Here is a 12,183-nt window from a genome sequence, read left to right on the forward strand (position 1 = left end):
GATTTTCATCATCGCGGCGGTAAAAAGAGCGCACAGAAGGTGTGGTAATGAGAAAAATTCTCAATAACTTGTTTACAGATGATAATAAGAATGATTATTATTCATCTGCGCTTCGACGGTGGCTCTGCCGTAGAAGAGCACGACATTGCTCACATTGCTTCCAGTATTGTTGCCCGCCTTTTGGCGGGCTTTTTTTTGGTTTTTATAGAGTGGCATGCCTGCCTGGACGGGGAAGGGAAAGCTGCTGAAAGAGCCGGCGCTTTGAATGCGGTGTGGCGATGAAAAAACGGGAGAGAAAAGTGAGTTAATGATGATGTTATCTCTGCTGGCCTCCCGTTTAGCTAAGCGGGTCCTGAATTAAACCGCACTTAACTATTACAAAAACGCAGGTACTATAAGCTCATCTTCTGGTCATCCATTTCCTGGCAATGAATAAATTCCAAAAAAACGTTCAGGCATTTCAGCATACATCCTTTCGCTATCTCTTTTTTGGGCGCCTGTTCACCGTGCTGGGCAATGGGATTGCACCCATTGCGCTGGCTTTTGCGGTACTGGATATTGGCGGGTCTGCTTCTGATTTAGGAATAGTGGTTGCATCCCGTTCACTGTGTAACGTGCTTTTCCTGCTGGTGGGCGGTGTTGTCGCCGATCGCTACTCACGCAGTCGGGTATTAGTTTCATCGGCAGTGGTTGCCGCTGTTTCACAGGCTATCGTCGCCTGGTCTGTACTTGATGGCTCAGCAACTGTAATTAGCCTGACTTTGCTGGGTGCCCTGAATGGTGCGGCGGCAGGAATCGCGCTGCCTGCATCGTCTGCGCTGGTTCCGCAGGTGGTTCCAGCAACGGATTTGCGTCAGGCTAACGCATTAATTCAGCTGGGGATTTATGGCGGTACGGTGATGGGGGCATCGCTGGGGGGGATTATCACCAGCGCTGTCGGGCCGGGCTGGGGGCTGGCAATTGATGCGCTGGGTTTTGCCGTTTCCGTACCGCTCTATTTCCTGATCCGTGTGAAATCGAATAAAACCGCGGCTTCGCAAGGCAATATCCTGCGCGATATCAAAGAGGGATGGGCAGAGTTCGCCGGACGAAGCTGGATTTGGTCGATAGTCCTTCAGTTCGCCATTATCAACGTCGCGTTCAATGGTATTGTGGTGGTACTTGGCCCGATGATTGCCGACGTCTCTTTCGGACGGGCGCGATGGGGGATTATTGTGGCCGCCCATAGCGCGGGTCTAATTGCAGGTTCGTTTCTGGCTATGAAATGGCATCCACGTCGTGATCTCTTTATTGGCGCGATGCTGGCAGGTCTTTACGCACTCCCAATATTTATGCTGAGCCAGGATGCGTCAGCAGCACTGCTGATAGTGGGGTTCTTCATTGCTGGCATGTCATTGGGCCTGTTCGGCGTAACCTGGGCGCACTCATTACAGACACATATCCCACCGGATAAGCTGGCTCGCGTGTACGCTTATGATGCAATGGGTTCCTTTATCGCCATTCCCTTTGGACAACTGGTCGCGGGTCCGCTGGCAACACACTTTGGTATGAGTGCTGTATTGCTGATGTCAGCACTGGCCGTGGTGATGGCTACCGCTGGCGTCGGTCTGGTTCCTGCTATCCGGCAACCTGAAAAAATGGGGACTAAGTCGCACAATGCGTAATGGACAGGCGGCTCAACGTGAAAAACAGCCCGGTTTATACCGGGTTGTTAATTCACAAGGCCCGGAAAAAATCATAGGTTGGGGTGGCGTTAATTAACTCTCTGCTTTTATATCGTGCTTCTTCATCATTGCGCGCAACTGATGATAGGTGACACCTAATAAGCCAGCCGCACGGCGTTGGTTATAACGTGCCTGCTGCAGGCTGGCTTCCACCAGATCCCGCTCCTGCTGATTCTGCCATTGACGCAGATCCAGCGGCAGGGCAGGCAGCGCGCTGCTATCCGCGTCATGACTGGTCCGGATGACAGCAATCGGTTCAGGGCGTGAAGCAAACGGGTTGATAATGACATTATCCAGAGGCTGCTCGCTGCTGTTATGACGATAGACCGAGCGCTCCACCACGTTTTTAAGTTCGCGAACGTTGCCGGGCCAGTGGTAATCAAGAAGAGCCTGCTGTGCCCGTGGGGTAAAGCCGGGAAACAGTAACAGGCCGAGCTCGCGACACATCTGGATAGCGAAATGCTCGGCCATCACCAGTATATCGCTGCGTCGTTCGCGCAGTGGCGGTAACTGCACCACATCAAAGGCCAGACGATCCAGCAGATCGGCGCGGAATTTTCCCGCTGCCGCCAGCGCGGGCAGGTCTTCGTTGGTCGCACAGACCAGTCGCACATTTACCTGCAGGGAGTGATTGCCGCCGACCCGCTCCAGCTGTCCATATTCAATTACCCTGAGCAGCTTTTCCTGAACCAGCATCGGTGCCGTTGCCAGCTCATCCAGGAACAGCGTGCCGCCGTCAGCACGTTCAAAACGGCCAAGATGGCGCTTCTGCGCGCCGGTAAAGGCGCCAGCCTCATGACCAAACAGTTCAGAATCGAGCAGATTTTCATTCAGCGCGGCACAGTTCAGCGAGATAAACGGCCCCTGCCAGCGGTCAGAGAGATAGTGCAATCGGCTGGCGATCAGCTCTTTGCCCGTTCCACGCTCGCCAATCACCAGTACCGGTTTCTCAAGGGGAGCCAGTTTGGAAACCTGCTCCAGCACCTCAAGAAAATTGTTCGACTCCCCCAGGAGATTATCGCTAGTGCCTGTCATGATGAATTTCGCCACCCCTTAATCATTTTGACTATCTTAAAACAAGCGGGAAGGGCTGTAAAATTTAAAATATCATAAAAATCAATAAATTATAAAATTGGCACGCATTTTGTATTAACTCAGCAGGACTTCACGTTTTAAAACATTAAAAGAGGAACATCATTATGGGTATTTTTTCTCGTTTCGCCGACATCGTTAATGCCAACATTAATTCCCTGCTGGAGCGTGCGGAAGATCCGCAGAAACTGGTCCGGCTGATGATTCAGGAAATGGAAGACACCTTAGTTGAAGTGCGCTCCACCTCTGCACGAGCACTGGCTGAAAAGAAACAGTTGTCACGCCGTATTGAGCAGGCGGAGATTCAGCAGGCTGAGTGGCAGGAAAAAGCGGAGCTGGCGCTGCGCAAAGATAAAGATGATCTGGCCCGTTCCGCGCTGATTGAAAAACAGAAACTCACCGATCTTATCGCCTCTCTGAAACAGGAAGTGGGCCATGTTGAAGAGACGCTGGAGCGCATGAAAGGCGAAATCAGCGAGCTGGAGAAAAAACTGAGTGAGACACGTGCCCGTCAGCAGGCGTTAACGCTGCGTCATCAGGCGGCCTCTTCATCACGCGATGTTCGTCGTCAGCTGGACAGCGGTAAGATCGACGAAGCAATGGCACGGTTTGAATCTTTTGAACGTCGTATCGACCATATGGAAGCGGAAGCAGAAAGCCACGGTTTTGGTAAACCAAAAACGCTGGACCAGGAGTTTACTGACCTGAAAGCGGACGATGAAATCAGCCAGCAGCTTAATGCGCTGAAAGCCAAAATGAACCGCAGTGAGTAATCATCGACGTTGCGATAAGTGATTAAGGAGAGTCAATGAGCGCACTTTTTTTCGCCATACCGTTAACGATCTTCGTGTTGTTTGTCGCACCGATCTGGTTATGGCTGCATTACAACAACAAACGCAACGGCGGTTCGGAACTGTCGCAAAGCGAAATCCAGCGCCTGCAGCGCGTGACCCAGGACGCGCAGCGGATGCGCGAACGTATTGACGCGCTGGAAGCGATTCTGGACGCTGAACATCCAAACTGGAGGCAGCCATGATTAAAGGACGCAAGTTGTGGCGCAAGCCAGATGAAGGGAAATTTATGGGTGTCTGCGCAGGCCTGGCAGAGTATCTCGATATTCCGGTTCGTCTGCTGCGTGTCATCGTGGTGTTATCACTGTTCTTTGGCCTGTTTCTCTTTACGGTGATCGCCTACTTTGTGCTGGGTTTTGTGCTGGATGTGAAACCCGCCTCTGCCTCCCGGACTGAGCACCAGCCCAGCGCCAGTGAGCTGCTGGATCAGCTGGAGAGTACCCTGCAACGGGATGAGCGCAGCGTGCGCGACCTGGAACGCTATGTGACGTCTGAAACCTTCAGCGTGCGCAGCCGCTTCCGCCAGATTTGATTCTGCTACTGTTATTGCCGGGCCTGTCTCAGGCCCGTTCGCTCACTCAATGGAGGTGTTGATGTCTTTTTCGCGATCCACTGCTTTTCGTCACCGCGCGGCACCTGCATTGAAGTCGGCCGCTAAATTCATCATTATTAATGCTGTTACCTACGGTCCCGCCGGTGTCACTGGCTGGGCAGTGAAATCGGTAGCGCGACGCCCGTTACGTCTGCTGCTGGCTGTGGCGCTTGAGCCATTGCTGAAACGCGTGATGAACCGGGTGGCATCGCGCTTCATCAGGGAGAAAGATGAAAAGACTGCAAACTGAATTGATGGCGTTGATGAACCGTGGCGTTGATCGCCACCTGCGGCTGGCGGTAACCGGATTAAGCCGCAGCGGCAAAACCGCCTTCATCACCTCACTGGTTAATCAGCTTTTAACCGTTCACAGCGGCGCGCGTTTGCCGCTGTTTTCCGTGGTGCGGGATGAGCGCCTGTTAGGCGTAAAGCGGGTGCCCCAGCGTGACATGGGCACGGCCCGTTTCACCTATGACGAAGGGCTGGCACAGCTCTATAGCACGCCGCCTGCCTGGCCCACCCCCACACGCGGCGTCAGCGAAATGCGTCTGGCGCTGCGTTATCGTCCCAATGATTCGCTGCTGCGTCACCTGAAAGAGACCGCGACACTCTATCTGGAGATTGTCGACTATCCCGGCGAATGGCTACTGGATCTGCCGATGCTGGCGCAGGATTATCTCGCCTGGTCCCGGCAGATGAACGGTCTGCTGCAGGGCGATCGGGCTGAGTGGGCAAAGCCCTGGCGTACCCTCTGCGAAAAACTCGACCCGCTTGCACCCGCCGATGAAACCCAGCTGGCAGAGATTGCCGCTGCCTGGACCGACTATCTGCATCGCTGCAAATCTGAAGGCTTACACTTTATTCAGCCCGGTCGCTTCGTGCTGCCTGGCGATATGGCGGGCGCCCCCGCGCTGCAGTTTTTCCCCTGGCCGACGGCTGATGAAACGCAACTTACTAAGCTGGCGCAGGCGGACAAGGGCAGTAACTTCAGCATGCTGCAGCAGCGGTTTAACTACTACTGTCAGCATGTGGTGAAAGGTTTCTATAAAAATCATTTTCTGCGCTTTGACCGCCAGATTGTGCTGGTTGACTGCCTGCAACCGCTTAACAGCGGACCCCAGGCGTTTAACGATATGCGGCTGGCACTGACGCAGCTGATGCAGAGTTTTCATTACGGTCAGCGAACCCTGTTTCGGCGGCTCTTTTCACCGGTAATCGACAAATTGCTGTTTGCCGCCACCAAGGCCGATCACATCACCAGCGATCAGCACGGCAATATGGTGTCACTGTTGCAGCAGCTGGTGCAGGATGCCTGGCAGAACGCGGCGTTTGAGGGGATTAGCATGGATTGCATCGGACTGGCGTCGGTGCAGGCGACGCAGAGCGGACTGGTCGATCACCGCGGCGAGAAGATCCCGGCCCTGCGCGGAAACCGGCTGGATGATGGTGAGCCGCTCACCGTCTATCCGGGCGAAGTCCCGCCGCGTCTGCCCGGTAATGCCTTCTGGCAGCAGCAGGGTTTTCAGTTTGAACAGTTCCGGCCGCAGCAGCTTGATGTCGATCGCCCGCTGCCACATATCCGCATGGATGCCGCGCTGGAATTTTTATTGGGAGATAAATTGCGATGAGTGATCCGCTAAAGCCGCGTATCGATTTTGCCCGTCCGCTGGATGAGAGCAGCACCACGCCGCTGCGCCCGGCGCAGACTTTTGAAGCGGAAGCGCAGGCGGCGTTTCTGGCGGTGCAGGATGAAGAAGTCGCTATCGAAGAGGAGGGCGCTGGTGAACGGGCGGTGGAAGCTGCGCTGAAACCTAAGAGCAGCCTGTGGCGCAAACTGGTGACCGCTGGCGTGCTGCTGTTTGGCGTCAGCGTGATTGCGCAGGGTGTCCAGTGGACACATGACGCCTGGCTGGCCCGCGACTGGTTTTCGCTGGGTAGCGGCGTGGCGGGTGGTCTGATCGTCCTGGCGGGTGTGGGTGCGCTGACTACCGAGTGGCGTCGTCTCTATCAGCTGCGTCAGCGCGCCGAGGAGCGGGATGTGGGCCGTGAGCTGCTGCACAGTCATGGTATCGGCAAAGGCCGGGCATTCTGCGAAAAACTGGCGCAGCAGGCAGAGCTGGATCAGGCGCATCCGGCCCTGCAGCGCTGGCATGCCTCGCTGCACGAAACCCACAATGACAGTGAAATTGTCCGCTTATATGCGCAACTGGTGCAGCCGGTGCTGGATCGGCAGGCGCGGCGCGAAATCAGCCGTCATGCTGCGGAAGCCACGCTGATGATTGCGGTCAGCCCGCTGGCGCTGGTGGATATGGCGTTTATCGCCTGGCGTAATCTGCGGCTGGTCAATCGCATCGCGGCTATTTACGGCATTGAGCTGGGCTACTTCAGCCGCATCCGGCTGTTCCGTCTGGTGCTGCTCAATATGGCCTTTGCCGGAGCTTCCGAACTGGTGCGGGAAGTGGGTATGGACTGGATGTCGCAGGATATCGCCGCCCGGCTTTCCACGCGCGCCGCGCAGGGCATTGGCGCAGGTTTGCTGACCGCAAGGCTGGGCATCAAAGCGATGGAGCTGTGCCGTCCACTGCCGTGGCTGGATCAGGATAAACCACGGCTCGGCGATTTCCGTCGTGAGCTGCTGGGCCAGTTGAAAGAGGCGTTGCAGAAGGGCGGCAATAAGTCAGCCTGACGCTCTCGTGACAAATTAAAGGCGGCATTGCCGCCTTTATTCATTAGTGGGCCTGACGCAGCACCTGTCGGGAGTCGATGACCAGACACTCACCCGGACAGCCCGACTCATCAGTGATCACCGGATCCGCTGGCAGCGTGTAGGCCATTCCATTTTTCTCTCTGATAAAATGCGCCATCCCGCCGAATGTCCATGACATGCTTAACCCCAGTCCGCCGAAGTCGTCATATTTTCTTAACGTCGCAACTTTCGGCAGATACTCGCCGGTCAGCCGATAATAGAGCGCACCCTGAAAATCTTTAGGCACCTGCTGAGTGATTGCCTGCTCAAGCAGGGCAAATTCTTTGCGGGCGGGTACCGAGTAGCCATTAATCAGGTGACTTATCGACAGCGAGGCGGCAGCTATGACCAGCAGTGCATAAAAGGTTTTTTTCCATTTTAACTTTTTGCTGATTTCAAAAAGGCCCAGGATAAACGCGCTGGTGGTGATCAGCGCACCGGCAATCAGGGTCCGGTAGGCCGCCATGCTTTCACTGACAATCAGATTAGGCAGCGCGGCAATCAGCAGTAAGATAAACATCAGATAAAATTTGTCGTTGCCTGCTGCTTTAATTTTCTTAAGCCCAAAGCCAATAATGATCGATGAAATGATCACCGACACGGATTTTGCGCCGAGGTCAAAGTTGCAGATAACGTTCTTAAGGTATTCGCTGAAAAACCATTTCAGTTTAACCGGGACGTCGTAGCTGAATGCGGAACGCGGCAGCGAATGGCCATAAATCTGGACAGGCAGTACCTTCGAGGCAATGAGCGCTGCGAACATTCCTGCGCCCAGCACCATCAGAGAGATTACCGCACGCTTCTTATCGATTTTTCGCTCTGAAAGGCACAAATCCAGTGCGGCAAAGAAGGTAAAGCTCATCGCAGCCGGTTGATAAAGACAGAAGGCTATGGTCAGCAGGCAGACCGCTATAATGCGACCTGTGATGCCCGGTTTTATCGAGAAGCGGTAGCTGGCACCTGCCAGCAGAATTGCAGCGATATAGGGAAAGCAGGATGCCCATGCAATATAAACCTGGAAGGAGGGCAGCAGACAAAGCAATGACGCAAAGGTGATCCGCTGAGCCTGATTCTCCAGCAGCGCATATTTCTGACACAGGCTATAGATGTAGTATCCGGTAAAGATGAGCAGAACAATTGCGACAGAACGCAGCAGCGCCAGGCGTTCTACGCTTTCCACCAGAAAAGAGGCGCTGTACTGAATAATGCCATATACCGGCCTGCCGGATAACGTGTCCCAGTTTAAAATACTCAGCTTGTCAAAATTAGCCCAGTAGAGGTTTGTCCAGTCATCGGTGTAGGCGTAATGGGTTAAATAAGCAGGACTGTAAGCAATCAGGAAAACTATCACAAAAAGCAAAAAGACCTGACGGCGGGTTATGCCGGTATCAGTGGCGATCATCTGTCATCCTTATTAATCTGTCCATCTTCTCTGCCCCTGAGTGGGCATTTAGTCGGTATTCTGAGGGGGGTAATTTTTTTCGGCGCGGATTTTCGCAAAATATAGCGAGGACGATTTTTGGTTTCCATGTAAATGCGGCCGATATATTCACCCAGCACGCCAATCCCAATAAGCTGAACGCCACCAAGAAACAGCACGGAAACCAGGATAGAGGGATAGCCTGGCACCGGGTTACCAAACAGCAGCTTATCCAGGATCATCCAGAGTCCATATAGAAAAGCTAGCGAGGCCACCAGAAAACCCAGATATGACCAGATGCGAAGTGGAACCGTAGAGAATGAGGTCAGTCCCTCCAGCGCAAGATTCCACAGCTTCCAGCCGCCGAATTTACTATGGCCCGCGATCCGCTCAGTACGCACATATTCTACGATATCAGTCTTTCCGCCGACCCAGCTCAGAATCCCCTTCATAAAGAGATTCTTCTCGGGCAGCAGCTTAATATTTTCGACGACTTCACGCGACATCAGACGGAAATCACCGACATTCTCTTCTATCTGCGGATGGCTGATGCTGTTATGCAGTTTGTAAAACCAGCGGGCGGTTTTGCGTTTGAGGTGGCCATCGGCACTTCTGTCCATCCGCTTGGCAAGAACAATATCAGCACCCGCCAGCCACTTGCTGATCATCTCAGGTATAACAGTGATGGGGTCCTGTAAATCCACATCTATCGGGATAACAGCATCGCCGGTTGCGGCTTCCAGGCCGGCAAACAGCGCGGGTTCCTTGCCGAAATTACGAATAAACGACAGGCTACGTACCAGCGGATCGCTCTGACTCAGTTGGGTAATCAGCGCATGCGTTGCATCTGTGCTGCCATCATCAACAAAAACAATCTCAACCTGCCAGGCTGCCAGCGCTTCATATTTTCTGACCGCGTCATAAAAAAGAGGGATGACCTCCTCTTCATTAAATACCGGTACCACCAGAGAGATTTTCATTATTCTCCTTTAAATACGATAAAGCGGGAAAAAAGAAAGCCACACGCCAGACTGATAGCCGATGAGGTGATCAGCGTAATAATCGGATAGAGGCCGAATCGATCAGCCAGATAACCGACGCTGAATGCCATCGCGCCCATAAAAAAGACGTAAAGAATATATCGCCACGCTGTCGCCTGCTGTTTAAATGTCCAGCGCGCATTAACAAAGAAAGAGAAGGTAACGGCCAGGCAAAAAGCAATCAGGTTCGCGGTCGACTGGAACAGCCCCAGACTGAGGCAGATAAAAAAGGTCACCCAATGAATCAGGGTATTTACCAGACCCACAGTCAGATATTTTGCGAAGAAAGTCAGCATTTTATAATCATTTCTAATCGGTTGGGAAAAATATACAGCAATCCGCCATCAATCAACAGTGTGGTGCTGACAAAGGCTGACAATCAGTGGGGGTTCGTATGATTCAGCAGGGCAGTACAAAAGTCCGCCATACGCGTCGGAACTGTCAACTTTTCCTGACAGATCTCTTTCTGCAGGTGCGCGACTTAGCGTATTATTGTCTTATCTGAACCTGATTAAGGCGAACGCAATGCGTCTGGAAGTGTTCTGTCAGGACCGACTCGGTCTGACGCGTGAACTGCTCGATCTGCTGGTGGCCCGCAACATTGATTTACGCGGTATCGAAATCACGGCGCTGGGCCGCATCTACCTCAACTTTTCTGCACTGGAATTTGACGCCTTCAGCAATCTGATGGCTGAAATCCGGCGTACACCGGGCGTAACAGATGTGCGCACGGTAGCGTACATGCCCTCTGAACGCGAGCATCGTGCGCTGAGCGCGCTGCTGGTGGCGATGCCGGATCCGGTTTTTTCCATCGATCTGAAAAGCAAGGTTGAACTGGCTAATCCGGCCGCACAGAACCTGTTTAATCTCGATGAAGAGAAGATGCGCAACTTCAGCGCCGGTAATCTGATTAACGGCTTCAACTTCATGCGCTGGCTGGAGAGCGATCGGGTTGAAGCGCAGGCGCAGCATGTGGTCATTGAGGGCCGCGATTTTCTGATGGAAGCGCGTCCTATTTATCTGCCGGGCGAAGAGGGCCAGAACGACAGGCCGGTGGGAGCGATGGTGATGCTGAAGTCGACAGCCCGCATGGGTCGTCAGTTGCAGAATCTGGTGGTCACCGATGAATCGGAGTTTGACCATATCATTGCTGTCACGCCGAAGATGCGTCAGGTGGTGGATCAGGCGCGTAAACTGGCGATGCTCGACGCGCCTTTACTGATTGTTGGCGACACCGGCACCGGGAAAGATATGCTGGCACGCGCCTGCCATCTGCGCAGTGCCCGTGGCAAGAATCCCTTCCTGGCGCTGAACTGTGCCTCTCTGCCCGACGACGTCGCCGAAAGCGAGCTGTTTGGTCATGCCGCCGGAGCCTATCCGAATGCGCTGGAAGGTAAGAAGGGCTTTTTTGAGCAGGCTAATGGCGGCTCTGTGCTGCTGGATGAGATTGGTGAGATGTCGCCGAGAATGCAGACCAAGCTGCTGCGTTTTCTCAATGATGGCACCTTCCGCCGCGTCGGTGAAGAGCATGAAGTGCATGTCAATGTGCGGGTAATCTGCGCTACGCAGAAAAACCTGATTGAACTGGTGCAGCGCGGGGAGTTCCGCGAGGATCTCTTTTACCGGCTCAATGTGCTGACGCTGCAACTGCCGCCTCTGCGCGATCGTCCGCAGGATATTCTGCCGCTGACCGAGATGTTTGTTGCCCGCTTTGCGGATGAGCAGGGGATGGCGCGTCCGCGACTCTCACCGCAGCTTAACGCTTTTCTGACCCGCTACGCCTGGCCTGGCAACGTGCGTCAGCTGAAAAATGCGCTTTATCGGGCGTTAACCCAACTGGAAGGTTACGAACTGCGTCCGCAGGATATCGTGTTGCCTGAACAGGCTCTGGATGTGTCACTGGGCGATGAGGCGCTGGAAGGGACGCTGGATCAGATCACCAGTCGTTTCGAACGGTCTATTCTGACGCGGCTCTATCTCTCCTATCCCAGTACCCGAAAACTGGCAAAACGCCTTGGTGTGTCGCATACAGCGATTGCTAATAAATTGCGGGAGTATGGTCTGGGGCAGAAGCGCACCGAAAGCGAGTAAACGGCAAACAGAAGATGGGAAGCGGATAACCTGGTTATCCGCTTTTTTTATTACTTCAGCGCGGTCAGCGCAGCGTCATAATCAGGCTCAGTGGTGATTTCATCAACCAGCTGGCTGTAGATCACTTTATCGTTCTCATCCAGCACAATTACGGCACGTGCGGTCAGACCTTCCAGCGCACCATCGGCAATTTCCACGCCATAATCATATTTAAACTCTGAGCCGCGCAGGGTCGACAACGTCACCACGTTGTTCAGGTTTTCTGCGCCACAGAAGCGCGACTGGGCAAACGGCAGATCGGCAGAGATGCATAACACCACGGTGTTATTCAGTTCGCTTGCAGCCTGATTGAACTTGCGCACCGATGAAGCACAGACACCGGTATCAACACTCGGGAAAATGTTCAGAATTTTGCGTTTTCCTGCATACTCAGAGAGCGCGACGTTGACCAGGTTTTTCGCTACCAGCGTGAAAGCTTTGGCTTTATCGCCAGCCTGAGGAAACTGACCCGCAACCGGTACGGCGTTACCCTGAAAATGAACAGTCTGAGACATAGTGATTCCTTTTAATGATAAAAAAGATCTGACACAAAACGGCTAAAGATAGCCGTTGTTTATGACATAAATG

At 53.6% G+C, this 12,183-nt stretch carries 14 protein-coding genes; 9 read left to right on the plus strand and 5 right to left on the minus strand.

Going from position 1 to position 12,183, the window contains the following annotated elements; translation table 11 throughout:
* Positions 1-90 precede the first annotated feature (90 nt).
* Complete coding sequence (locus tag ACR8BN_RS09185) at positions 91-282, plus strand: hypothetical protein (RefSeq protein ID WP_346454251.1); 192 nt, start codon at positions 91-93, stop codon at positions 280-282.
* Between the two features lie 146 nt (positions 283-428).
* Positions 429-1,664 carry an MFS transporter gene (locus ACR8BN_RS09190; RefSeq protein WP_083067948.1) on the plus strand — a complete coding sequence of 412 codons (1,236 nt, stop codon included), beginning with the start codon at positions 429-431 and terminating at the stop codon, positions 1,662-1,664.
* A 93-nt stretch (positions 1,665-1,757) separates the two neighbouring features.
* On the opposite strand, the gene pspF is transcribed toward ACR8BN_RS09190, so the two are convergent.
* Positions 1,758-2,759 carry a phage shock protein operon transcriptional activator gene (gene pspF, locus ACR8BN_RS09195; protein ID WP_115388092.1) on the minus strand — a complete coding sequence of 334 codons (1,002 nt, stop codon included), beginning with the start codon at positions 2,757-2,759 and terminating at the stop codon, positions 1,758-1,760.
* Positions 2,760-2,923: 164 nt separating this feature from the next.
* Here pspF and pspA point away from each other — a divergent pair, with 164 nt between their 5' ends.
* The 6 genes from pspA to ACR8BN_RS09225 all read left to right on the plus strand — a co-directional run bounded on the left by pspA (position 2,924) and on the right by ACR8BN_RS09225 (position 6,945).
* Positions 2,924-3,589: a phage shock protein PspA gene (gene pspA, locus ACR8BN_RS09200; protein WP_031591548.1), complete on the plus strand. Its 666-nt coding sequence runs from the start codon at positions 2,924-2,926 to the stop codon at positions 3,587-3,589.
* A gap of 35 nt (positions 3,590-3,624) precedes the next feature.
* Positions 3,625-3,852 carry an envelope stress response membrane protein PspB gene (gene pspB / locus ACR8BN_RS09205; RefSeq protein WP_010244592.1) on the plus strand — a complete coding sequence of 76 codons (228 nt, stop codon included), beginning with the start codon at positions 3,625-3,627 and terminating at the stop codon, positions 3,850-3,852.
* A complete protein-coding gene (gene pspC, locus ACR8BN_RS09210; RefSeq protein WP_031591545.1) occupies positions 3,849-4,199 on the plus strand; it encodes an envelope stress response membrane protein PspC in 351 nt (116 codons plus the stop codon). The genes pspB and pspC overlap by 4 nt, the downstream gene beginning before the upstream one ends.
* Positions 4,200-4,260: 61 nt before the next feature.
* Positions 4,261-4,509 carry a phage shock protein PspD gene (gene pspD / locus ACR8BN_RS09215; protein ID WP_010670225.1) on the plus strand — a complete coding sequence of 83 codons (249 nt, stop codon included), beginning with the start codon at positions 4,261-4,263 and terminating at the stop codon, positions 4,507-4,509.
* Entirely contained in the window at positions 4,490-5,887 is a 1,398-nt protein-coding gene (locus ACR8BN_RS09220) for a YcjX family protein (RefSeq protein ID WP_069026332.1), read from the plus strand. Before pspD ends, ACR8BN_RS09220 begins: the two co-directional genes overlap by 20 nt.
* On the plus strand, positions 5,884-6,945 hold the full coding sequence (locus tag ACR8BN_RS09225; RefSeq protein WP_434747554.1) for a YcjF family protein: 1,062 nt from the start codon (positions 5,884-5,886) through the stop codon (positions 6,943-6,945). The genes ACR8BN_RS09220 and ACR8BN_RS09225 overlap by 4 nt, the downstream gene beginning before the upstream one ends.
* A gap of 43 nt (positions 6,946-6,988) precedes the next feature.
* Here ACR8BN_RS09225 and ACR8BN_RS09230 read toward each other — a convergent pair whose 3' ends face one another.
* From ACR8BN_RS09230 to ACR8BN_RS09240, 3 genes are read right to left on the minus strand one after another with little or no spacing between them, the layout of a single operon-like run.
* On the minus strand, positions 6,989-8,407 hold the full coding sequence (locus tag ACR8BN_RS09230; RefSeq protein WP_434747555.1) for a hypothetical protein: 1,419 nt from the start codon (positions 8,405-8,407) through the stop codon (positions 6,989-6,991).
* Complete coding sequence (locus tag ACR8BN_RS09235; protein WP_434747556.1) at positions 8,404-9,405, minus strand: glycosyltransferase family 2 protein; 1,002 nt, start codon at positions 9,403-9,405, stop codon at positions 8,404-8,406. The genes ACR8BN_RS09230 and ACR8BN_RS09235 overlap by 4 nt, the downstream gene beginning before the upstream one ends.
* Positions 9,405-9,761, minus strand: coding sequence for a GtrA family protein (locus tag ACR8BN_RS09240; protein ID WP_039386343.1), 357 nt, complete (start codon positions 9,759-9,761; stop codon positions 9,405-9,407). The genes ACR8BN_RS09235 and ACR8BN_RS09240 overlap by 1 nt, the downstream gene beginning before the upstream one ends.
* Positions 9,762-9,990: 229 nt before the next feature.
* Here ACR8BN_RS09240 and tyrR point away from each other — a divergent pair, with 229 nt between their 5' ends.
* Positions 9,991-11,556: a transcriptional regulator TyrR gene (tyrR, locus tag ACR8BN_RS09245; protein WP_031591537.1), complete on the plus strand. Its 1,566-nt coding sequence runs from the start codon at positions 9,991-9,993 to the stop codon at positions 11,554-11,556.
* 50 nt (positions 11,557-11,606) lie between these two features.
* Here tyrR and tpx read toward each other — a convergent pair whose 3' ends face one another.
* Complete coding sequence (gene tpx, locus ACR8BN_RS09250) at positions 11,607-12,110, minus strand: thiol peroxidase (RefSeq protein ID WP_010244619.1); 504 nt, start codon at positions 12,108-12,110, stop codon at positions 11,607-11,609.
* Positions 12,111-12,183: the final 73 nt, after the last annotated feature.

Source organism: Pantoea sp. Lu_F5_004 (genome assembly GCF_051136245.1).
Lineage (GTDB): Bacteria > Pseudomonadota > Gammaproteobacteria > Enterobacterales > Enterobacteriaceae > Pantoea > Pantoea agglomerans.